This is a genomic window from Pedobacter sp. UYEF25, assembly GCF_054061655.1.
On sequence record NZ_JBSSEL010000013.1, the window covers coordinates 71,189 to 95,933 of the forward strand.

Genomic DNA, 24,745 nt, shown 5'->3' on the forward strand with positions numbered 1-24,745 from the left:
GATGAAAAACTATTTGAGAAATTGGAAATTTATGCGTGTTCTGCGCTTAGCGATCGGCTTTTTTATTATCGTTCAGGGCATCCAAACAAACGAATGGATGTTGGTGGTTGCAGGTGGATTTTTTAGTTTAATGCCATTGTTAAACATTGGCTGCTGTGGTCCATCTGGCTGCAATGTTCCTATTTATAAAACAAATAAGAAAGCCAAAGAGATCACTTATGATGAACTTTCTTAAAGAGCATTTGCTTGCCACTATTGGTGTTTTGCAGGAGGAGCCGCCGGATGTTTCCACTGGAAATTTGTCCGCTGCAGTTACAGCCCTTTCACATGTATGGTATTATGGGGAGCAACTGCCTCATTAAATTGATGGATAGGCCTATTAAACAATGGTTTAGGCTCCTTCTATCCTCTCACCTGCCCATCACCCTCAACCACCCATTTGTAACTGGTCAATTCCTCTAAACCCATTGGTCCTCTAGCATGTAATTTTTGTGTGCTGATGCCTATTTCTGCCCCTAATCCAAACTGGGCGCCATCAGTAAATGCGGTTGATGCGTTTGCATAAACAGCAGCGGCATCTACCTCGTTTAAAAATTTTGCTAAAGCATTTGAGTCTTCAGAAATAATGGCTTCACTATGTTTTGAGCTAAATTGTGAGATATGATCTATCGCACCGTCTAAATTTTTTACTACTTTAACTGCCAATTTTAACGATAAAAACTCTGTGCCAAAATGTTCCGGCTTTGCCCTGTTTAACATTGCCTTGGGATAGTTGCCAGAAAGCACTTCAAAACTGGCATCGTCTGCGAAAAGAATTACTTCTTTATCTGCCAAAGGCGACAGTAGCGCTGATAAATCTTTTAATCTATCTTGATGGATCAATACGCAATCTAACGCGTTGCATACACTCACCCTTCTCGTTTTTGCGTTTAAAATAATCGATTTTCCTTTTGCTAAATCGCCACTTCTATCAAAAAAAGTGTGCACAATCCCCGCACCTGTTTCTATTACAGGAATTTTGCTGTTTTCTCTAACATAATTTATAAGTGCTTGGCTTCCGCGAGGAATAATTACGTCTATAAAATCTCTGGCATTTAGTAACGCCTCTGTTGCAGAGCGTTCTGGAGGTAATAAAGTAAGCAAGCCTGGGTTTAAGTTGTGTTTTTTTAAAACACCATGGATGGTTTTTGCAATAGCCTGGTTAGAAAGATCTGCATCACTGCCGCCTTTTAAAACGGCTACATTTCCAGTTTTGAAACAAAGGGAAAACACATCAGCTGTTACGTTAGGCCTCGCTTCGTAAATCACGCCAACAACGCCGAGTGGAACGCTGATTTTTTTAATGCTCAAGCCGTTTTCAAGCAAATTTTGACTGATGATTTTACCCAAAGGAGTTGCTAGTTTGGCGATATTTTCCATGTCACCGGCGATGGTATTTATCCTTTCTTCCGTCAGCTTCAATCTGTCGTATTTCGGATCGTTTTTATCCATTTTCGCCAGATCTTTTACATTTGCCGCTAAAATAAATTCTCCGTTTAACCTTAGTTCTTTTGCCAAATCGAGCAAAACCCCATTTGTAGTTTCGAGACTTATATGTACGGTACCTCTTGCTGCAGTTTTTGCATTTTTAAAATAATCCGAATAGTTGTCCATCGTTTTGCGCTAAAGTAAGGAGAAAAAGTAATCGCAGTGCACCAAAGGTTTTTGATGAGCATGGCCAAGCCCTTCTTTGGCTTTATCAGAACCATACTCAGCAATCCCAAGTCCTATACTTTTATTTTCCTCATCGAAAATTTTTATAATGTCACCTTTGGCAAACTCACTGATAATTTCTATTACACCAATAGGCAAAATACTAATAGCTTTTCCGTCAGAAAGCGCTTTTTTTGCACCATTATTTACTTTAATCGCTCCTTTTGCGGCATTCTCAGAATGCGCTATCCATCTTTTTTTTCCAGATTTTTTTTTCCCAGGAATAAAGTGTGTATGAGTTGGGCTGCCATCAAATAAATCGGTTAAGATATCATCTGTTTTGCCATTGGCGAGGTGAACTGCAATACCCAATTTAGATATTTTTTGAGACATACTGAGCTTCGTAGCCATTCCTCCCCTACCAAAAGAAGACTTATTATTCGCCACAAACGAGGTCAAAGCCATTGGTTCTGTATCTATTTGAGTAATCACATGTGTATCCTCTGACGATGGATCGCCATCGTAAAGTCCGTCTACATTGGTTAATACAAAAAGTGCTTCGGCATTTAACATTGAAGCAATAAGACCGGCAAGCTCATCATTATCTGTAAACATGAGCTCTGTAATGGCCACTACATCATTTTCATTTACGACAGGAATAATGTGGTGCTGCAGCAAAGTTTGCATGCAGTTTTTCATGTTTAAATAATGCGTACGGTCTCTAAAATCCTCTTTGGTTACCAACACTTGAGCAGAGCTTATCTGGTGTTTGGCAAATAATGTCGAGTAAGCGTTGATTAATTTTATTTGCCCAGTAGCTGCCAATACCTGTCGCGCTTTTACGGCATCTATTTTTTCTGAGATTAAGTTTAAGCTACGTCCAAATGCAACCGCTCCCGAAGAAACCAATATAACCTCAATTCCGCGTTTCATTAAGCTAGCCAATTGATTTACTAGATGCTGTAAACGAGCTTCGTCTGGAAGCCCATCAGCCTGGGTCAAAACATTTGAACCAATTTTTACCACTATTTTTTTATAAACCAACGCCATTGCACTATTTTCGTAAAATACAATGGCCAAGGTAACATCTATTTTTTTGGCCACAAAGTTTAATCGTCCATCCCCAAGGCAAAGGCTTGCTTAAAGATACAGTTTAAACAGCTCGTCTAAAAGAAGTAAAGATGCAATCTGGGCGCTCTTTTCCGTCAAATTGCTTTATCTTTGCAGCCGAATGGACTATAGTTTACACACGCTGAAAAATGGAATTAGGCTACTGCATGCACCAAGCGCTAGCACCATATCTCATACGTGTATTTTGATTAATAAAGGCTCCAGAGACGAACCAGAAGGTAAGGCAGGTTTGGCGCATTTTATTGAGCATTTAATTTTCAAGAGAACCAAGAAAAGAAGTACCAATCAAATTCTAAATCGTTTAGAAAGCGTAGGAGCCGATTTAAACGCATACACCACTAAAGAATACACGTGTATTCACGCCTCATTTTTAAATCCGTATTTGGATAGGACTTTGGAGCTTTTTAGCGACATCCTTTTTAATTCCACTTTTCCGGAAGAGGAAATGGATAAAGAAAAGAGTGTCATTTTAGATGAAATTGCTTCTTATGAAGATCAGCCAGAAGAAGCTATTCAAGATGATTTTGAAGATGTGCTGTTTGCCGGAAATCCACTGGGAAATAATATCTTAGGCACCATAGAAACGGTTAAAAATTTTACGAGAAATGATGTTTTAACATTCTTGAAAGAGAATTATCATACGGATGAAATTGTAATCGGTGTGTTGGGCAATTACAATTTTAAAAGAGTTATTTCTACCGCTGAAAGACATTTTGCAGATATAAGTCAGAGTTCATCTAGCAGCAAAAGGCAGAAAGCTAATGTACTTCCTCCAAGCGAGGTAGTTAGATTTAGGCCAATAAATCAAAGTCATTGTATGTTGGGTTTGCAAACTTATGATACCCATCACCCAAAAAAGGCAGGTTTGTTGTTGCTGAACAATTATCTTGGCGGAAACGGAATGAGCTCTTTACTTAATTTACAAATTAGGGAAAAATATGGCATCGCATATACTATAGAATCTAATTATTCGCCACTTAGCGATACAGGAATATTCTGTATTTACTTCGGTACTGAACAAGAAAAACATCAAAAAGCGTTAACCCTAATTTTTAGGGAAATAGATAAATTAAAGTCAAAACCATTAAACGAACTACAACTTCAAAAAGCAAAAAATAAATTTATCGGGCAGATTGCGCTTGCTGAGGAAAATAGGATGGGTCTAATTATTTCTATGTCGAAAAGTTTGCTAGACCATGACAAAGTAGATACGCTACAAGAAGTTTTCGATAAGATTAATGCGGTAAGTAGAAAGCAATTTGCAGAGATTGGCGAGGAATTGTTAGACAGGTCTAAGTTAACTACTTTTAGCTTTCATCCTTTGCCAGAATAATTCTTATTTTTGTGGCTATAAAATTATTTTCTCGGTTCTAATGGAATCTGCAGGTGTAAGAGAGACGACGGAAATCTTTCAAAAAACTCGGGGAAAAGTGGGCCTTAAAAAGCCTAAAAAAAATTAATTAATATGAAATTACCTATTGTTGCATACGGAGATCCAGTTTTGAAAAAGATTGGGGAAGAAATAGACAAGGAATACCCAGATTTAGAAAGGTTAATTGCCAACATGTTCGAGACCATGTACCATGCGAATGGAGTGGGTTTAGCTGCGCCTCAAATTGGTTTACCGATACGATTGTTCATTGTCGATTTTAAGGATGATGAAGCCACGGAGGGCTATAAAAAAGTGTTTATTAATGCCAGAATCTTAAAAGAGACGGGCGAAGAATGGATGTTTAATGAAGGTTGTTTAAGTATTCCCGATGTTAGGGAAAACATTATGCGGAAGCCAAAAGTTGAAATTAGCTACCTTGACGAGCATTTTGTAGCGCATACTGAACAAATTGAAGGCATGCCTGCAAGAGTGGTGCAACATGAATATGACCACATAGAAGGCAAACTTTTTACAGATCGAGTAAGTGTACTTCGCAAGGCAATGTTGAAAGGAAAATTAGACGATATCTCTAAGGGAATTGTAGACATCGATTATAAAATGCGCTTTCCGAAAAAAAATAAAAGAAAAGCTAAATAGGTTGTCAATCTTCTTTCCTGCTCCTATCACCATCAAAAATTTGTTGCATCAATTTGCCCCAAGCAAACGGATTAAGCAATGGGTTGGTTTGAACCATATTTTTGTTGATCATCCTATCGAAATTATACCTATAATTCTGGCTACTAATTTCTCCTCCATCTCTTGGAAGTGTTTGGATTAGCCCATTTATGGATGATTTGGATAGATTTCTTTTGGCAATGGCGAGGTCATCATCTGCTATCTTCATCGATAGAAACTCTCTGGTAAACTCTTCTGTAGTTGCCCAAGGGAAAACGCGAACTGTTGGCAAATTAATTACATCAGCTTTCATCTTTACCATAATGGTGTACTTATTGTCGGGCGTTCCTAAGGGGACAATTATCGAAAATTTCTTGTAGCCGATTGCTGTAAACAAAATGGTATCTCCCTGATTAACTATAAAAGTAAAATAACCACGATAATCTGCGGCCACGCGTTTTTCTTTAACAGAAAGGTTTGTAATTGTGACATATGGGATGACGTTTGAGCTATCGATATCTGTAATAACTCCCGAAAATTGGATAAGTCTATCTTGAGTCGGTGGCGTTTGTGCCACCGCCGAAAGAGAGAAAACAAATAAAAATAGTAAAACGCAATATTTCATCAATGCAAAACTACTCTTAAAGCCCAGATTCTGCTGTTAAAAAATGTTAAGGTCATTCTTGTTCCGCCAAATCAACTGCTACCACAGCCGTAATCTCCGGAACGGCTCTCATAATTGCCTGTTCAATGCCAGATTTCATTGTCATAAAACTCATTGGGCAAGTGCCACAGTTTCCAAGAAGTTTTAATTTTACGACATGATCTGCAGTAATTTCTTCAACAGAAACATTGCCGCCATCTGTAATGAGGTATGGCCTAATGGTTTCCAAAGCCTCTTCTACTCGTTCTGTTAAGTTCATTTTATTAACCTTTAAAGTTTAAAATTAGCAATTTTTTATCAAACAGGTGTCTGCGCATTGTTAATTGATATCTGTTGTGCAATTTTACTTGCGATAGTTCCAAATATATTATCCAAAAACGGGTCGTTGTTTAAGGCTGCAGGTCTACCAGCATCTCCGGCCTCCCCAATACTTTGAACAATCGGTATTTCGCCCAAAAACGGCACGTTAAAGCTTTCGGCTAACTTTCTTCCACCACCTTTTCCGAAGATGTAATACTTGTTATTTGGAAGTTCTGTAGGTGTAAAATAAGACATGTTTTCTATTACACCCAAAACAGGAATGTTTATGCTTGGCATGTTAAACATTGCCAATCCTTTGTGCGTATCTGCTAACGCCACCTGCTGCGGCGTTGTTACGACCACGGCACCAGTTATGGGGAAGCCCTGAGTAATGGTGATGTGAATATCTCCAGTACCTGGCGGCAAATCCACTATTAAGTAATCTAATACGCCCCAACTGGTATCATTAAAAAGTTGTTTTACGGCGTTTGAGGCCATCGGTCCACGCCATGGCACTGGTTGTCCGGGATCTGCAAAAAAGCCTAATGACAACAACTTAATGCCGTACTTCTCAATCGGCAAAATCTTTGTTTTGCCATCTTCGGTTTCTTCTGCACTTGGTTTTGCGTCTACTAAATCAAAAAGCGTAGGAATTGAAGGGCCATAAATATCAGCATCTATCAGGCCCACTTTTGCACCATCTTTTGCCAAAACAACCGCCAAGTTGCTTGCTACGGTAGATTTACCCACCCCACCTTTTCCAGAAGAAATTAAAATAATATTTTTTATTTCATTTAACGATGAGGAATTTATGGGTTGTGTAACCTTCGAAGTAATCTGAATGGTAATTTCCGCATCTGTCGTCACAAACTCCTTTATGGCATTTACACAAGCACTTTTGAGCATTTCTTTTAAAGGGCACGCAGGCGTAGTCAGTTCTAATGTAAAGCTTATTTTGTTTCCATCAATCGCTACATCCTTGATCATTTTTAAGGTAACTAAATCTTTTTTTAAATCGGGATCCTCGACATTTTTTAATGCGTTTAAAATATCTTGTTCGCTTATCTGCATGGAATGTGTTTAATTTCAAAATTAACAAAACCTAGCCACAAATGCTTTAACTTAGCCTTTTTAACCGTAATTTTAACACGAAATAAACATTTAAATGCGACGTTTAGGCATAGTATTCTTTAATTCCTTTTATGCAGTTACCAAAAATTAAAATCAAAAAGAAGTATCTGAAAATTTTAGCTTGGATTTTAGGTGTTTTTTTCATTATTGTTGGTATGGTAGGAATCGTTGCTTATAGCAAAAGGGAAGCTTTACTTCAAAAAATAATGGCAAAAGCCGTATTAAAAGCCGATAGAGTTTACGGCCTAAAAATAAACATTGGAGAAGCTGGCTTTAGCGGTTTAAGTACTGTAGAACTTAAAAGTGTATCTGTTGTGCCAAAAGACAGAGATACCTTGGCGAATATAAATACGCTGCGGGTAGGCGTAAAATTACTTCCGTTGCTTTTCGGCAATGTAAAGTTATCTGAAATTAAGTTAAACGATGGGATGATGAGCGTTGTCTTGAAAGACTCTACAACCAACATAGATTTTATTCTAAAACGAAAAAAGGCTGACAGTACAGACAATAAGGGTAAAGTAAATTTTGCAGATCTGGCAAGCAATCTTTTAAACGAGGTGTTGTATAAAATACCAGACAACATGGATATCCATAACATGGTGTTTAAGCTTAATGACCACGACACTGCAAAATTGAATTTTGAAACGTCTGCAACTATAGATAACGGGGATTTAAAATCGACCATTAAAGTAAATAATGGCTATGCAGTTTGGCATGTTGATGGAAAAGTGAGGCCTAGCAAAAGAAGACTAAGCTTCAAGACCTATGCCGAAGGAAAAAAATTAGAACTTCCCTATCTAAATCATAAGCTCCATGCTAAATTGAACTTTGATACGCTACAAACGGAGTTGAAAGATGCGGATTACAGTGGCGATAATTTTAAGATTTCTGGTTCTTGGTCGGTCAGAAACATGTTGATAAACCAGGATAGAATTGCTGGTAACGACATAATAGTTTCTAGCGCCAAGCTTGAAGCAGATGTATTGGTTGGGCCAAATTTTATTTCTTTAGATAGCAGTTCTACCGCTTATTTAAAGAACGCCACGTTTCATCCATTTATAAAATATACCGTAAAGCCCCATAAAATCTATGAGCTTAAGTTAACTGCAGACGAGCAAAATGCACAAGATTTGTTTGATGCGTTTCCTCAGGGTTTATTTGAATCGTTGGATGGACTGAAAGTTAGCGGGAAGCTGAGATACAGTTTAAACTTTTACCTAGATGCTGAAATCCCCGATAGTGTAAAGTTTAATTCTACCCTGACACCTACTAATTTTAAAATTCTAAAATGGGGCAAAACAGATCTCCAGAAAATTAACAAACCTTTTGTCTATACCCCCTACGAATATGGCAAGCCAATGAGAGACATCATCGTTGGCCCGGCCAACCCAAACTTTACCAAATTAAACAATATTTCGCCCAATTTAAGAAATTCGATACTTACCGCAGAAGATCCGTCATTTTTTACCCATCACGGTTTTGTAGAAGAATCTATCCGAAAGTCCATCGCCACAAATTACAAAGAGAAGAAATTTGCTCGGGGCGGAAGTACAATAAGTATGCAGTTGGTTAAAAATGTATATTTAAGCCGGAAGAAAACTTTGGCGCGCAAGGCAGAAGAGATTTTGATTGTTTGGCTGATAGAAAATGAGCGCCTCATTAGCAAGCAGCGAATGTTGGAAGTTTACTTTAACATTATAGAATTTGGAAGGAATATTTATGGCATTGGAGAAGCTTCTAGATACTATTTTGGTAAGCAACCTTCAGAGCTGACCATTGGAGAAGGTCTGTTTTTTGCGAGTATTGTGCCAAAACCAAAGGCAGCGATGTATAAATTCGAACCAGATGGTTCATTGAAACCTTACATGCGTAAGTATTTTGGATTTATTGGTAATATTATGGCCAGGCGAAGTTTGACTCCTGCGGATACTTCGGGGTATGGCTTTTACAATGTGCGCTTGCGCGAGGGCCTTCGACAGTATGTTGCACCAGATTCTGCGGTGGTAGATTCGACTTCTTTTGATGATGAAGATGGTCCGCCTATCATTATGCAGGATAAAAATAAAAGCTTTTTTGATAGACTTTTTGGCGGTGAGAAAAAAGAAAAAAGGGATACTGCGCACAGATCAGGAGTTTTGCCTATAGATACAGTGTTAACTAAAAAAGAAATGAGGCAAGAAAAAAGGGAAGAGAGGCGCAGACAGCGGCAGAACGATTAGCAAAATCATTTCTTTAATTTTTAATAGCAATAAATGGCTTTTCTAAAGTATTTAAATTTATAAATCTTATTTTCAACTTTATGGCCGATGGATAGAATTACAATTTCCGGGAAAGATTTTGAGATTTTTTTGGACAAAGAAGTGATTCAACATAGAATACGCATTCTTGGCGCTCAGATTAACGAAGATTACCAGGGCAAATGCCCAATAATTATCGGTGTGTTAAATGGTAGCTTTTTATTCATGGCAGATTTGGTGAAAGCGCTCAACATCAGCTGTGAAATTGCGTTTATTCGCCTTCAGTCTTACGAAGGTGTTAAAACTACCGGTGAGATTAAAGAATTGATCGGTTTGCCACAAAACCTCAAAGGTCGAGACGTTGTCATTGTAGAAGACATTGTTGATACCGGATTAACAATCCATCATATTTTAAAAATGGTATGGGCGCAACTGCCTGAAACGTTAAAGGTTTCTACATTACTTTTGAAACCGTTATCCTTGAAGAAAGAAGTGGACGAATTAAAATATGTGGGATTTGAGATACCGGATGATTTTGTGGTTGGTTACGGCTTAGATTACGATGCACTCGGGCGCAATTTTAATGAAATTTATAAAGCAGTTTAGTTCCATTATTAAGCGAATTTAGCAGTTGCTAAATAATATGGTTTAACAGTTACTTAGCATCTAAATATTTGTAAACTCTACGTTAGTTTTTTTTTGCACCTTTGTAGTTTAATTGCCATAAATGACGATACATAAAGAGGGTTATACAACCATCGCCCTTTCCATTCTTTTTATACTTGTAGTAAATGCGTTTCTAGATTATCGGTATTATGATATCGGTTGGCTGCGGTGGTTGATTTATGTGCTTTCTTTTTTGACGTTGTTGATTGTTCTACAATTTTTTAGAAGTCCGAGACGGCTTTTTTCTGCCGGGGATACGTTGGTCATCTGTCCTGCAGACGGTAAAGTGGTGGTGATTGAAGAAACAGAAGAGTCAGAATATTTTAAAGATAGACGGTTACAGGTGTCCATATTTATGTCGCCGGTTAATGTGCACATCAATAGAAATCCAATTTCTGGTGTTGTTAAATTTTTCAAATATCACCCAGGGAAATATTTGGCAGCATGGAACCCAAAATCCTCTACCGAGAACGAGCGTACAACCGTTGTAGTAGAGCATAGCAATGGCGAGCAAGTGTTGTTTAGGCAAATCGCCGGTGCGCTTGCTAGGCGTATTGTATGTTATGTTAAAGAAGGTGATGAAGTGGTGCAGGCAGAACAATTTGGCTTTATAAAGTTTGGCTCTCGGGTAGACGTATTTTTGCCTCTCGGAACGCAGGTTAACGTGGCATTAAACGAAGTGGTTAAAGGCGGTATAACAACTTTAGCAGAAATTTAGGGTTTTTGTAAAATTTTTGGGCTAAGGCATCAAGCCTTATTTTTTACCTTATTTCTGCTCGTCTGTTTCTGTAAGCGGGTTTGGAGCTGTGGTAATCAACCTTTGTGTTGGATAAGCAAAACCGGAATTATTGCCCAATACAGTATCCATAATCTGATAATTTATCTCTTGTTTTATTAACACGTATTTGCCGAAATCCAGTTCAGTGATGTAGTAGATAATAACAATATCCAAAGACGAAGCGCCAAAGCCATCAAAATAAACAATCCCATCATTGTTTGTGTCGGTGTGGTCAAACAGAAAAATTCTTATTTTCTCTACAATTTTTTCCAACTGATCTTTTGGTGTTTCATAAGTAACTCCAACCGTAAATTTTACGCGCCTGATATTGCGCAAACTCATGTTTTCTAGTACGCCATCAATCATTCCTTTATTTGGGATAGTAACCATGGTTTTATCCACAGTTCTAATCCAAGTGCTTCTAAATCCTACTTTTTCTATCACGCCTTCTACATTATCAACCTTTACTAGATCGCCAACAACAAAAGGCTTATCTAAAAATATGGTAAAGGAGCCTAACAAATTCTCTAGACTTTCTTTCGCTGCCAAAGCAATGGCAATACCGCCAATGCCCAATCCTGTAATGAGCGTAAGCACATTTATTTCAAAAACATAACCCATTAATGTAAAAAAAGCAACAAAGATAATTACAGCTTTAAAAAGCTCTTTTAAAAAAGGGATAAGCTGAGTTTCTGTTTTACTCTCTTTTGACGTTGCTTTGAACAAAAAAACGTGAGAGATGAAATCGATAATTCTTAAAATAATCCAAAAAATGGATAGAATGATCAAGAATAAAAAGATCTTATCAAAGCAATCTCCTATTGTAATAGGAATGGCAAGAGTCGTCTTATCTACAAGCGTGTGGTGATGAAATAGGGTTACGTTTAAAGGATATCTAAGCTGATTAAAGGCGATAAATAACGTTGCAATCAGTAGAAAAAATTGTAAGGGAATAAGAAGGAGGGAGATAAAAGTTGCGTCGTGCGATTGGGCAGCAAAATTTCTAAACAGTTTAACGAGCAGTTTGCCTAAAAGTTTAGAAATTAGCTTTCTAAAGGCTAGCCCCAAAACTAGAATTAGGAAAAACGAGCAATAGTTTTTTACTGGATTGCCCCAAAAAATCTGTTCGAAAAAAGCCGTGTCTAGCATACAAAAATCAAATTAACAAAAAAACCTCCACGAAACAAATCGTGAAGGCTAGGCTCTTTCTAAAAAGATTTATTTTCTTAAAGACTTAATACGGGCAGCTTTACCAGTTAATGCACGCAAGTAGAACAATTTTGCTCTGCGAACCTTGCCATGGCTGTTAACCTCTATTTTATCTATGTTTGGAGAGTTTACAGGAAAGATACGCTCAACACCAATGCCGTTGCTCATTTTGCGCACCGTAAAAGTCTCGTTTGCGCCAACGCTATTGCGTTGCAACACCACTCCCTGGTAAACCTGGATACGTTCTTTGTTACCTTCGCGAATTTTATAGTGTACGCTCACTGTATCTCCAGACTTGAACACAGGGAAATCTTTTTTTGCAATCTCCTGCTCTTCAACAAATTTTACTAAATCCATGATTTTTAAGCTATTAAACCAAACTTCTTTACCTTGAAATTCGGATTGCAATATTAGGGATTTTTTTTGGATTTTAAAAAGGGATTTTAGTTTTTTCCACATTTAATTTTTAATCCACAATTGATATAGAAAAGAAGCCTAAATTATAGAAGTATATTTCTGTTAATAGGGCGTTCCGCTTGGCCGGCGCTCATACCCTATGCTCGCGGCGCGCTTTACGTTGCAATCTTTTTTTTAAAAGCTCGTTCCTCGCAAAAAAAAGTATTTACACTGCAATCGCTAACGCGCCCCTCAACCGTAACTCTAACATTTTTAAAATAGCAGATTTGATGCATTAGGGATGGTAGGGGCTTGGTGCCAATTTTTTATTGGCACGGAGCGCAGCGACCCCCGCACAGCCCGGACCCTTGCGCAGCTTGGGTAATGCCCAAAAAAAAGACTACAATTTTTTTATGTTATTCTAACAAATCTGGTCTTCTTTCTTGCGTACGCAATAGGGCTTGCTCGTGCCTCCAATTATTAATTTTCGCTTCGTGTCCACTCAATAAAATCTCAGGGATTTTATGTCCGCGCCACTCCGCAGGTCGAGTATACAACGGAGCATCTAACAATTCACCCTGAAAGCTATCAGAAAGCGCAGAAGTCTCATCATTTAACACACCGGGTATCAACCGAACTACTGCGTCTACTAAAATAGCCGCAGGAAGCTCACCACCGCTCAATACGTAATCGCCCACAGAAATCTCTCTGGTTACAAATAGATCTCTTATGCGCTGATCTATGCCTTTATAATGGCCACACAACACAATGATATTTTTCTTTCCCGATAATTCGTTTGCGGCGCTTTGCTTTAAGGTAATTCCATCGGGAGTCATAAAAATAACTTCATCGTAATTTCGTTCCGCTTGTAGTTTTTCAATGCAAGCCGCAAAAGGTTCGATGCTCATTACCATACCGCTGCCACCACCATATTGGTAATCGTCTACACTTTTTTGCTTGTTCGTTGCATAATCCCTAAGGTTATGCACAACAATTTCTGCAATTCCCTTTTTTTGTGCGCGCTGTAAAATAGAGTGTGCAAAAGGGCTTTCTAATAAAGCAGGCAGAACAGTTATAATATCAAAACGCATAATGCAAAGATAAGAATTGGCAGGAGTTGTAATTGCAGTTCTTTAAAAGTTACGCATCAACGTTGTATATTTAGTTTGCGATGACCTCAACCTTTCTCCACAATTCTTTCCAACTATCTGCTCTTTTCCCATCTTTATCTTCAAAAGATCCTTCTAGGTTAAGGAAAGTGTTTTTCCCATTTACCATAAAATGGTATTCGAGTATTTTTTTTTGCCCGCCCTATCAAAGTCTTTTAGGCTATCAGTCCATATAATATCATTAAAATGCGTACTATCAACTACTTCATATTTGCCTTTTTGTAAAATGAAAGCGCCCTGTTTAGAAACAATTACTTAGCTTAGTGTACCATCACTATCAAAGACTTTTAATGTTGGGTTTTGAGGGTTCATAGCATCTGTTCTTGAAGACATTATTATTTTATTTAATTGCCATACGCCCACAAGCGAGGACTTTGCGATAAAATCTTGGGCATTTACCTTAACAGTAAATAATAGAAAAGCTAAAACTGCAATGCACTTAAGTTTTATAATCCTCATCCGCCAATTATTCTATCGTATTAGTTCTAATCAATTCGTTTTCCCATTTCAGTTTTGGCCTGCCAAATCTTCCATCTACAACACCACTCACTTTTATGTGATTTTTATCGACAAAAGTATAGTAGTTTGCGTACTGCCTGCCCATCATATCATAGGTAGCATTTGCTCTGGCATACGTAATATCTACCAAATACATGTTGTTTGATAAAACCTTGTAGTTGCCACTATGGGTAATAATTTCTACATCATTCTCTTTGGTTATGTTGTAAAAAGTCCCGTCGGCCTTAAACACAATTTTGGCTCCCAGATTCACATTATCGTTCCAAATCCCAACGAAAGGTTTTATCTCTTTAAGATTAGCTTGCTGCACTGTGCTACAAGAAGCAATAGATAATACGGCAAGCAATATTGCCGTGTATTGAAATAATTTTTTGAGCATATTGATTTAGATTAGAAAATCTAAATTAGTCTTTTTATTATTTATAACAAGTGGCAATGACGAATATATAGTGCTCAATATGTTGGATGAGAAATGTTTAACGACAAACATATCTTTAAGCGGCTTTTGCGAAATATTATTTCAAACCTTAGCGGTAAAACAACTAGTCTCCTTCCTCCAATTCAAAAATATCCTCCAAAGATTTCTCAAACACTCTAGCTATTTTTAAAGACAGAACAGTTGATGGAACATATTTGCCAGATTCTATGGTGTTTATTGTTTGTCGAGATACTTGAATTAGCTCTGCCAATTGCGCTTGGGTAATGTTTTTTATCGCACGCTGAATTCTAATGTTATTTTTCATCGCTTAAACCTTCCCTTCTAAGTTTAAACAGGTTCCAATAAAAAACAACAATAAACACCAACAAAACCGTAAACGTGTTATAAATCATGAAACCTGCGAAGGCCATATCGTAAATCAACAAATTTGCGACAAACAGAATGCCATAAGAAATTACAACTGACCATTGCCAACTTTTTAGTCTTATTAGCGAGATATATTCGTCTTCATGCTTTTCTTTAGCGAAAGCAATTGAAAAGAGACTAACGGTGATTAGCGCAATGGAGACCGTGGGCCAGATGTCTACATTTAACCCGGAATTTTTATTCCATTCATCAATCATCCTAAGTTGTTCGCCATTATTGAACCAAGGGACAATAGCAAATAGAGAAAAAGAAAGCAAAAAAACCACCCAACCAATCATCTTAAAAGTAATGGGCAACAACAAAGAATTTTTCATACATCAAATTTGTTTTACCAAATGTAAAGTATAATTGACATAAAAACAAATTTATTTTACTTTTAGACAATCAAGCATGATATTTAACTATCCAAATACACGTCCAATAAACCTTCAGGCAAATCTAACGTCAATAATTTTTCGTCTTCATCAATCTCTACGATGAAATCTTCATTTAACGGAAAGAGCACTTCTTTCTCCTTGTAAAAAACTGCGGCCACAAATTGCTGTGGATATTCATGCACCTCCGTTATTTCGCCCAATTTTCCAAGAGTTTGGTCGACAGCTGTAAAGCCTTTTAAATCTGTATAGCGAAACTCTTCCTCCCCGCGTTCTGGCATTTCTGCTAATGGCAGATACAATTTCTTCTTTACTAAAAGTTGCGCCTTGTCGATATGGTCCAAGTCATCAAAATAAAAATAGCCAGTGCTGTTTTTCTGCAATTTATAAGTCGATACAAAATAGGGAACCAATTTTCCATTCATATCTGCAAATATGATTTCTGGAGCCAATTGATCGTAATCCGCAAATTCGAAAAAAACCTGTAGTTCGCCTTTTAAACCTTTGGTTTTGGTTACATAACCTATATAAAAAGTTTCTTCTTTTTGCATTGTGAAGTGATTTTACTATTAAAATAAAAAAAGCGTTGCGAAAACCGCAACGCTTTATACTTTTAGAATTTATCGCTTAAGCTTTATCTTCTGGCTTTTCTTCTGCAACAGCAGTTTCTGTAGCTGGAGCTTCTGCAACAGGAGCTTCTGCGACTTCTGATTCTGCAACTGGTGCTTCTTCTACCACTGCAACTTCCTCTGCCAAAGGAGCATTTTTAGCTGCAATTACAGCCGCTCTGCCTTCTTTTTTCTTAGCTTCTGCTGCTAAAGCTGCTTTACGTGCATCAGCTTTGCTCGTTGCCAAACCTTCTGATTTTCCGGAGATTTTGCCGCTTTTTGCATCTAACCATGCTGTAAATTTCTCTGCAGCTTGCTCTTCTGTTAAAGCACCTTTTTTAACTCCGCCTTCTAAGTGTTTTTTATATAGAATTCCTTTGTAACTTAAAATTGCGCGTACGGTATCTGTAGGTTCTGCACCTTTATTTACCCAAGCTAAAGTTTTGTCGAAATCTATGTCGATGGTAGCTGGATTGGTATTTGGGTTATAAGAACCTAAACGCTCAATAAATTTACCGTCGCGTGGCGAGCGAGAATCTGCTATTACCACATGGTAAAAAGGCTTTCCTTTTTTACCGAATCTTTGCAATCTAATTTTGGTTGCCATTTTTCTTTTGTTTATGTATACAACATAGTTCCCGGAGCTTCATGCTGCGGGGCTGCAAAGATAATTAAATAACTGAAAACTAAAAACATACTTTATTTCTTTTCTTTTTCGGGATATTTGCGCCAGAATAATGAAAACAAGCATGAAGACGATAGCCATAGATATGGATGAGGTAATTGCAGATGCAATTAAGAAATTTTTAATTCTTTATAACCGCGATTTTAATACGCCTTTGAATCTAGAGATTATCCCGGGAACGGAAATTTTTAGAAATATACCGGAAGATGTAAACAATAGATGGTTTGAATACATAAACGAGCCGGGTTTTTTTAGAGATATGGAAGTAATTGCCGATAGTCAACGGGTAATTCTTGAGCTACAGAAAAAATACGAAGTTTACATTGTCTCTGCGGCAATGGAATTTAGAAATTCTTTAACCGATAAGTATGATTGGTTGGCAGAACATTTTCCTGCGATCGACTGGAAGCATATTGTTTTCTGCGGGAATAAAATTATTAAAGCCGATGTTTTGATTGATGATCGAATTAAAAACTTTAAAGATTTTGACGGCAGACCGCTGTTGTTTTCATCGCCACACAACCTTTTAATTACCGATTACGAACGCGTAAACAATTGGCAGGAGATTGCGGATAAGCTTTTGTAGAGTTAAACGGTTGTCGGTCTGACCTTGTCGAAGACCTAATATGAATAATGAAATTGTCGTTGTCCTTCGACAGGCTCAGGATGACATAAAATTTAAATTACTTCCGTTTTAAAGGCTCTAGTAGATATTCCAAACCATTCAACCTAATCTCATACATCGTTGCCATTAGGTCGCCTAGTTTTCCTTTCGGGAAACCTTTTTCTCTAAACCACAATAAATAATCTTCGGGTAGGTTGCAAATGAGTTTGCCTTTATGTTTGCCGAAAGGCATTTCCATTTCCACTAATTCTTTCAGTGCGTTTTGATTGAACATTAACTAATGAATTCTAAATAATTTTCTTTGTTGATTATGGTAAAGGATGCGTCGGGATAATTCTTAGCAAAAAAACCGGGAACTTTCTTTTTTTGATTTCCCCATTTAAAATCTACTGCAGTAATTTGTTCATTTTTAACTTCAACTAGGTCAATTTCTTGTTGATCGTAAGTTCTCCAAAAGTAATGCCTTGTATTTTGTTGTTGATAGCTCATCTTTTTAATACGCTCGCTGAAACAATAGTTTTCCCACAAAATTCCCTGATCATTACGTAGTGCCAAAAGTCGAAAATCGTTAATAATCGCATTCCGAATGCCATTATCATAGAAATACCACTTAGATGATTTTGTAACCTCTTTACGCAAGTTATTGCTGTAGCCGCCAACCTTATAGATGATAAATGCTTTCGAAAGTAAATCTAGATATCGGTCAACCGTATTTTTTGCTATGCCTAAGCTTCTAGAAAGCTCATCAACAGAGACTTCTGAACCAACCTGAAATGCAATTAATTTTAACAATTCAAATAGTTTTGCGCTGTTTTGGATGTTTTCGAACATCAATATATCCTTCAGTAAATAAGATTGAACCAATTCAGTTAAATATTGCGCCTTCTCGGTAATCGTAGTTAACTGAAATAGTTCTGGATAAGAGCCAAAAATAAGGCGATCTTCGAGATTTTGGGTTGTTTGTAGTCCGTTTTCTATGCCATTTAATTCTACCTGCGCTATTGGATAAAGATAGTAGGTTAAACTTCTACCTGTTAAAGGTTCTCCCGTTTGGTTAGAGAGGTCAAAAGCCGATGAGCCGCTTGCGATAATGGTTAAATCTTTAAAAGAATCTATAAGTAGTTTTAAAATCTTTCCGATTTCGGGAATAACTTGTGCTTCATCAATGATCAAAAGCTTGGTATTTCCTAAAACCCTGTTGTAGTTTGCGGCAGTTCTGGTAGCAAGTAACGCTTGTACATCTTGATCCTCGCCATTTAAAAATAAATGTTCGACAGCAATTTCTCCAATAATATTTTCTATAAACCAAGTTTTGCCAACTCTTCTGGTTCCGAAAAGCAAAATTACTTTGTTTTTTCCAACTTTACTGTTGATAACAGCACTCAAATATCTTGGTATCCGATTTTCCATTTCAATCAAATATAAGATATTTATGTTAATTCAGTCAGTCAACTGACTCAATTAACGTTAATTCAGTCAATCAACTGACTGAATTTGCGTTTTTAATCAATTAATTCTAGCGTTTCTATTGCCTCCTCTACAGTTCTTACATTGTTAAAAGCGATACGAAGGGTATTTTTTACCTCCTTTAAATTACACATTGCCGGGTGATTTTGCGCAAAATTTAAGATTTTGGTAAAGGTCTCAGAATCGAAATAAGCAGATTGTTTATTGCTTAAAAAGTAACCCCTCAGCACATTATTCTTGTAAGTTAACTTTTCAAAACCCAATTTTTTGCCCAACCACTGCACTTTTACAACGCTTAACATTGTTTTTACAGGTTGTGGTACCGGTCCAAATCGATCTTCTAATTGCTTTTCGAAAGCCATAAGGTCTACTTCGTTTTCTATTTTAGAGAGCTCTGTATATAAGTTATACCGTTCGGTGATGTTGGTAATATAACTATCCGGAATGTAAATTTCTAAGTCTGTATCGACTTGTGTAAAGCCAACAAAATCTTTCTTAGGCTCATTTTCAAAAAGGCCTTTAAACTCCGCATCTTTTAGCTCTGTTATGGCCTCATCTAAAATTTTATGATACATTTCAAAGCCAATCTCGGCAATAAAACCGCTCTGCTCGGCACCCAAGAGGTTCCCGCTTCCGCGGATGTCTAAATCTCGCATCGCAACATTAAATCCGCTACCTAAATCGGAAAACTCTTCAATTGCGCTCAATCGTTTTCTAGCTTCGCTAGTTAATGTAGAGAGTGGCGGAGAGAGCAAGTAGCAAAATGCTTTCTTATTGCTTCGGCCAACTCTACCGCGCATTTGGTGCAAATCACTTAGCCCAAACATATGCGCATGGTTGATTATAATAGTGTTTGCGTTTGGAATATCCAACCCAGCCTCGATAATTGTGGTTGCCACCAACACATCTTTTTCACCATTAATAAAAGCGAGCATTACATCTTCCAATGCATCGCCTTCTAACTGACCGTGTGCAATGCCGATTTTCGCTTTTGGCACCAACCTCTGAATCAGATCGGCAAACTTTGGTAGATCGTTCACCCGGTTATTGATGAAAAATACCTGTCCGTCTCTATCCAATTCATATTGGATGGCTTCTTTAATTAGCTTATCGTTAAAAACATGCAGTTCCGTATTTACAGGCTGTCTGTTTGGCGGTGGCGTACTTATGATGGATAAATCTCTCGCGCCCATCAAAGAAAAATGCAATGTTCTTGGAATTGGAGTTGCCGTTAAAGTAAGTGTATCTACATTTATCCGAATGGCTTTTAATTTTTCCTTTGCAGACACGCCGAACTTTTGTTCCTCGTCCACAATCATAATTCCTAGATCTTTAAATTTCACATCCTTACTTAGCAAACGATGTGTCCCGATTAGAATATCTACCTTTCCTTCTGCAGCGCGTTGTAACGTTTCTTTAATCTGTTTGCTGCTTTTAAATCTATTAATATAATCTACTGTAACAGGAAAATCTGCCAATCTTGCAGAGAACGTTTTAAAATGCTGAAGGGCTAAAATTGTGGTTGGAACTAATATTGCCGCTTGCTTTCCTTCTACTACTGCTTTAAAAGCAGCCCTAATGGCAATTTCTGTTTTTCCGAAACCAACATCGCCACAAACCAATCTATCCATGGGATGTGAAGATTCCATATCTTTCTTTACATCAAGCGTAGCTTTTAACTGATCTGGTGTATCCTCATAAATAAAGGAAGCTTCTAACTCGTTTTGCAAATAACCATCGGGAGAAAAAGCCGTTCCAGTCTGTGTTTTACGAATGGCATATAGCTTAATAAGATCTCTGGCTATGTCTTTAACTTTTTTTTTAGTGCTTTTTTTTAACTTGTCCCACGCTTCGGTACCGAGCTTATTGAGTTTTGGAATGCCACCTTCTTTGCCGCTATACTTTGCAATGCGGTTTAACGAATTTATGTTTACATATAAAAGGTCGTTATCGGCATAAACCAAACGAATCATTTCTTGGATTTTTCCGTTTGTCTCAACTTTCTCTAAACCCGCATATTTTCCAACGCCATGGTCTATGTGCGTTACAAAATCACCAGGTTTTAACTCTCGCAATTCTTTAAGTGTAATCGCTTGAGTACGCTGATAACCTTTTTTAAGCTTGTACTTGTAATATCTATCGAAAATTTGATGATCGGTATAAAAAGCTACGCCAAGTGTGGGGTCTATAAAACCTTCTCTTAACATGTGATTTATTGGAGTGAACGAAGCTGTTTTATCGATATCTTCTATGATGGCATACAAACGCTCAATCTGTTTGGTAGAATCTGTAAAAATTAGGTTTTCAATCTTCGCTTTTTCATTCTCTTTTAGGTTGTGAATAAGTAAGCTAAAATCTTTATTGAATGAAGGTTGAGGTTTGATATCAAAGTTAATTTTGTGTTCTGTTTGATAAAAAAACTGCTTTCCAAACTCAATGATGGGAAAATCCTGCAAATGGTCACTGAGCATTTTCTCGTCTGTAAAGGCAAACTGCGGATCAATCCACCCGGTATTTTCTGCTTTATCAGCCAAAGAAAGCGCTTTCCAAAGTTCTACAGCTTTTTTAAAACCAGCTTTTACAATATCTATCGTAAATTCTACATCTTTAATCCAGAGTTGCGTATCGGCATCTATATAATCTAAAATACTAATGTTGCTTTCAGTTAAAAACTTTGCCTGAACGTTGGGAACAATGGTCAATGTTTTAACATTACTAACGGAGAGTTGGCTTTCTATCTCAAAACTTCTGATGCTTTCTACTTCATCCCCAAAAAACTCTATTCTAAAGGGAAGATCAGAGGAGAACGAAAAAATATCTACAATACCCCCACGGATGGAAAACTGTCCCGGCTCATAGACAAAATCGCAACGTTCAAAGTCGTAGTCAACTAAGAATTCATTAATAAATTCGATACCTAGCTTCGCGCCAACTGCAATTTCTAAAGTATTCCTATCCAAGGCAGAGCGATCGATAACTTTTTCGGAAATTGCTTCTGGATAGGAAACAACAATCTTTCCAAATTCAGAATCGTGGTTTAACTCGTTTAAAACTTCGGCCCGAGCCAACACATTGGCATTATCTATCTGCGTAAAATCAAAAGATTTCCTATAGCTCGAAGGGAAAAAAAGCACTTGTTTGTCTAAAATGCTTTCTAAGTCTGACTGGAAGTAAGCCGCTTCTTCTCTATCAGGCAACACAAAAAACAATGGTTTATGTAACATGAAATAGGATGCAATAGAAATCATTGCGTCCGAAGAACCAACCAAACCTCTTAACTGGACTTTAGGGTTTTTGCTTTCGTTTAACGTTTGGGCTAATTGGGTTACCCGCTCATCCGTTTTATATCTGTTTACTAAATCGCGAATATTCAAGCTACAAATTTAAGATTTATTTAGCAATTGATACGCCAATAAATGCTTGCACATTAAGATTCTGTAAAGATGGAGATAGATAAAATGAATTTCTGTAAAATCTAAGTTATAAAGATGTTAACAAAAAAGTTTTTAAGATCAAAATTTTACAAGCAAGGTTCAAATGGTTAGATTTGAAATAACTAGTTGAAAGAATGCCTTTAATTAGTTTAAGAAATAATCTACCACATATGCATACCAACAATCGAAGAGATTTTTTAAAGAAAACGGCACTTTTGGCAGGAACTGTAGGGTTAACTAACGTATTGCCAGACGCGATTGCAAAAGCTGCTGGGATTAGTGCTGCGCCAGGAACTACTTTTATGGATGCAGAACATGTTGTTTTCTTGATGCAGGAAAATCGGTCGTTCGACCATATGTTTGGTAAATTAAGAGGTGTTAGAGGTTTTAATGATCCCCATCCGCACATTCAACCAGATGGAAATAAGGTTTGGTTGCAAAAAGACGGAGAAGGGTTTACTTATCTTCCATTTCATGTAGATATAAATAAAACAAAAATTACTTGGCAAGGCGGTTTACCGCATTCTTGGAATGACCAAGTAGCGGCTAGAAATGATGGCAAATACGATAGGTGGGTGCCAATAAAGTCTAAAATGGCATTGGCTCATTTTGATAGAGCCGATATTCCATTTTACTACGATTTGGCGGACGCATTTACTATTTGCGATCAAAATTTCTGTTCTTCGCTTACTGGAACCACACCTAACCGGCTATTCTTTTTTACTGGAACCATTAGAGGCGAAAATAGCACAAACAAAACCGCTGCAGTAAGCAATAGTCAAGCAGAAAGCAGAGACAATGTCTACGTAGATTGGCCAACTTTTCAAGAAACATTAGAGGATAACGGAATTGATTGGCGCGTGTACCAGAACGAAGTTTGGAGCGCGAAGTACAAGGACGATGAGACAGACGATTGGTGCGGAAACTACGGAGATAATCCATTAGAATATGTTTCGCGGCATAACGTAAAGCTTTCCTCTTTTTTCCGTGCGAATGGAGATCACCTATCAAACCCACCGTTAAGCGCAGCAGAAGTGACTTCGAAATACAATGCGCTCTCTCAAAAAGAAAAGAACTTAATAGATAAAGCGTTTACCACAAATAAAGACGAAAAGGATTATTTAGAGGTCGAATCTATCAGTTACACAAACGACAAAGGGGAAAAGGAAACTGTTAATTTACCAAAGGGAGATATTTTTCATGAGTTTCGGAAAGATGTAGACAGCGGAAAACTACCTGCAGTTTCTTGGTTGGTTGCACCGCAGCGATTTTCTGACCATACAAGCTCGCCACTCTATGGCACTTGGTACGTGAGTGAGGCGTTAAATATTTTAACGAAAAACCCGGAGGTTTGGAAAAAAACCATCTTTGTGCATACTTATGATGAAAATGACGGTTATTTCGACCATCAACCACCATTTGTGGTACCTGATCCAAAGAATAAAGAAACGGGAAAGGTTTCTGAAGGAATAAATTACGCGACAGACTTCGAGGATGAAAAAGGTAGCCCGATTGGACTTGGTTATCGCGTTCCTATGATTGTTGCTTCGCCTTGGAGCAAGGGAGGCTTCGTGAACTCCCAAGTTTTTGATCATACTTCGTCTCTAATGTTTTTAGAGAAGTGGCTAAAAAATAAAACTGGGAAAACCATCAGGAGCAATAATATTAGCGACTGGCGTAGAGTAATGTGCGGAGATTTAAGTTCGACTTTTAGAACATCTGAGGAAAATAATGTTTCGCTTCCAAATTTTTTACAGCGGGATAAAGTTGTCAAAAACATTAATGACGCTAAGCGTAAGCCCGAGCAAATGGCACCTTCTGCATTAACCGAAAAAACTATCGAAAAGGTGAATGCGTTCGAAAGTTTTTCTGCTAACAATACCGAACAAATGCCAAAACAGGAGAAAGGCACTAAGCCTGCTTGTGCGTTGCCTTATCAATTGGCGGCAGACGCGAAGATAGTTGATGGAAAACTCCAACTTTCCTTTGCGGCAGAAAAAACCGCTTTTGGAGCTGCGGTTGAAAACAACGGAGCGCCATTTAATATGGTATTTTTAAACAAGTTTAAGGGGATTAGTGGAAAAGTAAATGCCTACGGCGTTAAGGCTGGAGATATTCTAAGAGACAATCTACCTTTATCTGATTTCGAAAACGGTCAATATGATTTAGCCGTACATGGCCCAAATGGATTTTATAGACATTTTAAGGGAGATAACGAGACTTCCAAACTTTCTATCAAAGCAAGCTCAGAAATGGGCGGCTTGATCAGCAGGAAAGCGACGGGAAAATTAGTTTTTACTTTCGAAAACTCCTCTTCAGAGCAAATTAAAATTAAATTAATTGATAATAAATACAATCGGCTAGAAAATTTAATAACGATCAATGCCATGGAACAATTAAAACAAGCAATCAGTTTTTCTAGTAGCGCCAACTGGTACGACATAAGTGTAGTTACTGATTCTTCAAATTTTGAGCACCGTTATGCGGGAAAGATCGAAACAGAAAAGGGAACAACTACAGATCCATATATGGGTGGGGAAGTAACTGAAAAAGTGATTGTTTAAGAGAAGTTTCTATTCTGGTGCTATAATATTTTTGATTTAAAGCTGTCCAATTTTTTCACTGGTAAGTTTTATCGTCGTTTTTGATTCGAAAGTAAAAAAAGGGAATTTTACGCTCGTTGATTAGGAGGTGACTTTTACCTGCGGTGGACTTGTTCGAGTTTGTTTATTTTTCAATCGTCTTTCT

The 24,745-nt window shown here is 37.5% G+C and carries 25 protein-coding genes; 8 read left to right on the forward strand and 17 right to left on the reverse strand.

Translation table 11 applies throughout. The features are described from left to right. Nucleotide 1: 1 nt before the first annotated feature. A complete protein-coding gene (locus ACVWYG_RS13065; protein WP_457270674.1) occupies nucleotides 2-235 on the forward strand; it encodes a hypothetical protein in 234 nt (77 codons plus the stop codon). 167 nt (nucleotides 236-402) lie between these two features. On the opposite strand, the gene ACVWYG_RS13070 is transcribed toward ACVWYG_RS13065, so the two are convergent. After that, nucleotides 403-1,653, reverse strand: coding sequence for a glutamate-5-semialdehyde dehydrogenase (locus ACVWYG_RS13070; protein ID WP_457270675.1), 1,251 nt, complete (start codon nucleotides 1,651-1,653; stop codon nucleotides 403-405). A gap of 9 nt (nucleotides 1,654-1,662) precedes the next feature. Further along, nucleotides 1,663-2,796, reverse strand: coding sequence for a glutamate 5-kinase (proB, locus tag ACVWYG_RS13075; protein ID WP_457270676.1), 1,134 nt, complete (start codon nucleotides 2,794-2,796; stop codon nucleotides 1,663-1,665). A gap of 127 nt (nucleotides 2,797-2,923) precedes the next feature. On the opposite strand from proB, the gene ACVWYG_RS13080 reads away from it, so the two are divergent. Together ACVWYG_RS13080 and def are read left to right on the forward strand one after the other, a co-directional pair. After that, on the forward strand, nucleotides 2,924-4,156 hold the full coding sequence (locus ACVWYG_RS13080) for a M16 family metallopeptidase (RefSeq protein WP_457270677.1): 1,233 nt from the start codon (nucleotides 2,924-2,926) through the stop codon (nucleotides 4,154-4,156). A gap of 132 nt (nucleotides 4,157-4,288) precedes the next feature. Continuing rightward, nucleotides 4,289-4,852, forward strand: a complete 564-nt coding sequence (gene def, locus ACVWYG_RS13085) for a peptide deformylase (protein ID WP_457270678.1) — start codon at nucleotides 4,289-4,291, stop codon at nucleotides 4,850-4,852. A gap of 4 nt (nucleotides 4,853-4,856) precedes the next feature. Here the strand turns inward: def and ACVWYG_RS13090 are convergent, their stop codons facing one another. The 3 genes from ACVWYG_RS13090 to ACVWYG_RS13100 are packed head-to-tail and all read right to left on the reverse strand — an operon-like array spanning nucleotide 4,857 to nucleotide 6,905. Next, nucleotides 4,857-5,495 (reverse strand): hypothetical protein, encoded by a 639-nt coding sequence (locus tag ACVWYG_RS13090; RefSeq protein WP_457270679.1) that lies wholly within the window; start codon nucleotides 5,493-5,495, stop codon nucleotides 4,857-4,859. A 52-nt stretch (nucleotides 5,496-5,547) separates the two neighbouring features. Then, on the reverse strand, nucleotides 5,548-5,793 hold the full coding sequence (locus ACVWYG_RS13095) for a NifU family protein (protein WP_457270680.1): 246 nt from the start codon (nucleotides 5,791-5,793) through the stop codon (nucleotides 5,548-5,550). Nucleotides 5,794-5,831: 38 nt separating this feature from the next. Continuing rightward, on the reverse strand, nucleotides 5,832-6,905 hold the full coding sequence (locus tag ACVWYG_RS13100) for an Mrp/NBP35 family ATP-binding protein (RefSeq protein WP_457270681.1): 1,074 nt from the start codon (nucleotides 6,903-6,905) through the stop codon (nucleotides 5,832-5,834). A 131-nt stretch (nucleotides 6,906-7,036) separates the two neighbouring features. On the opposite strand from ACVWYG_RS13100, the gene ACVWYG_RS13105 reads away from it, so the two are divergent. From ACVWYG_RS13105 to ACVWYG_RS13115, 3 genes are all read left to right on the forward strand, one after another. After that, nucleotides 7,037-9,184 carry a transglycosylase domain-containing protein gene (locus ACVWYG_RS13105; protein WP_457270682.1) on the forward strand — a complete coding sequence of 716 codons (2,148 nt, stop codon included), beginning with the start codon at nucleotides 7,037-7,039 and terminating at the stop codon, nucleotides 9,182-9,184. Nucleotides 9,185-9,271: 87 nt separating this feature from the next. Beyond that, nucleotides 9,272-9,808: a hypoxanthine phosphoribosyltransferase gene (hpt, locus tag ACVWYG_RS13110; RefSeq protein ID WP_457270683.1), complete on the forward strand. Its 537-nt coding sequence runs from the start codon at nucleotides 9,272-9,274 to the stop codon at nucleotides 9,806-9,808. A 121-nt stretch (nucleotides 9,809-9,929) separates the two neighbouring features. Next, entirely contained in the window at nucleotides 9,930-10,586 is a 657-nt protein-coding gene (locus ACVWYG_RS13115; RefSeq protein ID WP_457270684.1) for a phosphatidylserine decarboxylase family protein, read from the forward strand. A 48-nt stretch (nucleotides 10,587-10,634) separates the two neighbouring features. Here ACVWYG_RS13115 and ACVWYG_RS13120 read toward each other — a convergent pair whose 3' ends face one another. The 9 genes from ACVWYG_RS13120 to ACVWYG_RS13160 all read right to left on the reverse strand — a co-directional run bounded on the left by ACVWYG_RS13120 (nucleotide 10,635) and on the right by ACVWYG_RS13160 (nucleotide 16,393). Next, the gene (locus ACVWYG_RS13120) at nucleotides 10,635-11,795 is read right to left on the reverse strand and encodes a mechanosensitive ion channel family protein (RefSeq protein WP_457270685.1); all 1,161 of its coding nucleotides are present in this window, start codon (nucleotides 11,793-11,795) and stop codon (nucleotides 10,635-10,637) included. A 69-nt stretch (nucleotides 11,796-11,864) separates the two neighbouring features. Beyond that, complete coding sequence (gene rplS / locus ACVWYG_RS13125) at nucleotides 11,865-12,212, reverse strand: 50S ribosomal protein L19 (RefSeq protein WP_457270686.1); 348 nt, start codon at nucleotides 12,210-12,212, stop codon at nucleotides 11,865-11,867. Nucleotides 12,213-12,667: 455 nt separating this feature from the next. After that, nucleotides 12,668-13,342, reverse strand: coding sequence for a tRNA (guanosine(37)-N1)-methyltransferase TrmD (gene trmD / locus ACVWYG_RS13130; RefSeq protein WP_457270687.1), 675 nt, complete (start codon nucleotides 13,340-13,342; stop codon nucleotides 12,668-12,670). 333 nt (nucleotides 13,343-13,675) lie between these two features. Beyond that, nucleotides 13,676-13,879 carry a hypothetical protein gene (locus ACVWYG_RS13135; RefSeq protein WP_457270688.1) on the reverse strand — a complete coding sequence of 68 codons (204 nt, stop codon included), beginning with the start codon at nucleotides 13,877-13,879 and terminating at the stop codon, nucleotides 13,676-13,678. Between the two features lie 7 nt (nucleotides 13,880-13,886). Beyond that, nucleotides 13,887-14,318 carry a hypothetical protein gene (locus tag ACVWYG_RS13140; RefSeq protein ID WP_457270689.1) on the reverse strand — a complete coding sequence of 144 codons (432 nt, stop codon included), beginning with the start codon at nucleotides 14,316-14,318 and terminating at the stop codon, nucleotides 13,887-13,889. Nucleotides 14,319-14,481: 163 nt separating this feature from the next. Beyond that, nucleotides 14,482-14,682 carry a helix-turn-helix transcriptional regulator gene (locus ACVWYG_RS13145; RefSeq protein ID WP_457270690.1) on the reverse strand — a complete coding sequence of 67 codons (201 nt, stop codon included), beginning with the start codon at nucleotides 14,680-14,682 and terminating at the stop codon, nucleotides 14,482-14,484. Continuing rightward, on the reverse strand, nucleotides 14,672-15,118 hold the full coding sequence (locus tag ACVWYG_RS13150; RefSeq protein WP_457270691.1) for a hypothetical protein: 447 nt from the start codon (nucleotides 15,116-15,118) through the stop codon (nucleotides 14,672-14,674). Before ACVWYG_RS13150 ends, ACVWYG_RS13145 begins: the two co-directional genes overlap by 11 nt. 83 nt (nucleotides 15,119-15,201) lie before the next feature. Then, nucleotides 15,202-15,729: a ribosome maturation factor RimM gene (gene rimM, locus ACVWYG_RS13155; RefSeq protein ID WP_457270692.1), complete on the reverse strand. Its 528-nt coding sequence runs from the start codon at nucleotides 15,727-15,729 to the stop codon at nucleotides 15,202-15,204. A 76-nt stretch (nucleotides 15,730-15,805) separates the two neighbouring features. After that, nucleotides 15,806-16,393, reverse strand: coding sequence for a 30S ribosomal protein S16 (locus ACVWYG_RS13160; RefSeq protein ID WP_457270693.1), 588 nt, complete (start codon nucleotides 16,391-16,393; stop codon nucleotides 15,806-15,808). Between the two features lie 142 nt (nucleotides 16,394-16,535). Between ACVWYG_RS13160 and ACVWYG_RS13165 the strand changes: the two genes are divergently transcribed. Next, nucleotides 16,536-17,057, forward strand: coding sequence for a 5' nucleotidase, NT5C type (locus ACVWYG_RS13165; RefSeq protein ID WP_457270694.1), 522 nt, complete (start codon nucleotides 16,536-16,538; stop codon nucleotides 17,055-17,057). Nucleotides 17,058-17,154: 97 nt separating this feature from the next. Here the strand turns inward: ACVWYG_RS13165 and ACVWYG_RS13170 are convergent, their stop codons facing one another. The 3 genes from ACVWYG_RS13170 to mfd all read right to left on the reverse strand — a co-directional run bounded on the left by ACVWYG_RS13170 (nucleotide 17,155) and on the right by mfd (nucleotide 21,937). Further along, nucleotides 17,155-17,370, reverse strand: a complete 216-nt coding sequence (locus ACVWYG_RS13170) for a DUF3820 family protein (RefSeq protein WP_457270695.1) — start codon at nucleotides 17,368-17,370, stop codon at nucleotides 17,155-17,157. Then, nucleotides 17,370-18,506, reverse strand: a complete 1,137-nt coding sequence (locus ACVWYG_RS13175; RefSeq protein WP_457270696.1) for an ATP-binding protein — start codon at nucleotides 18,504-18,506, stop codon at nucleotides 17,370-17,372. Before ACVWYG_RS13175 ends, ACVWYG_RS13170 begins: the two co-directional genes overlap by 1 nt. 92 nt (nucleotides 18,507-18,598) lie before the next feature. After that, the gene (gene mfd / locus ACVWYG_RS13180) at nucleotides 18,599-21,937 is read right to left on the reverse strand and encodes a transcription-repair coupling factor (RefSeq protein WP_457270697.1); all 3,339 of its coding nucleotides are present in this window, start codon (nucleotides 21,935-21,937) and stop codon (nucleotides 18,599-18,601) included. 194 nt (nucleotides 21,938-22,131) lie between these two features. On the opposite strand from mfd, the gene ACVWYG_RS13185 reads away from it, so the two are divergent. After that, nucleotides 22,132-24,561, forward strand: coding sequence for a phosphocholine-specific phospholipase C (locus tag ACVWYG_RS13185; RefSeq protein ID WP_457270698.1), 2,430 nt, complete (start codon nucleotides 22,132-22,134; stop codon nucleotides 24,559-24,561). Nucleotides 24,562-24,745: the final 184 nt, after the last annotated feature.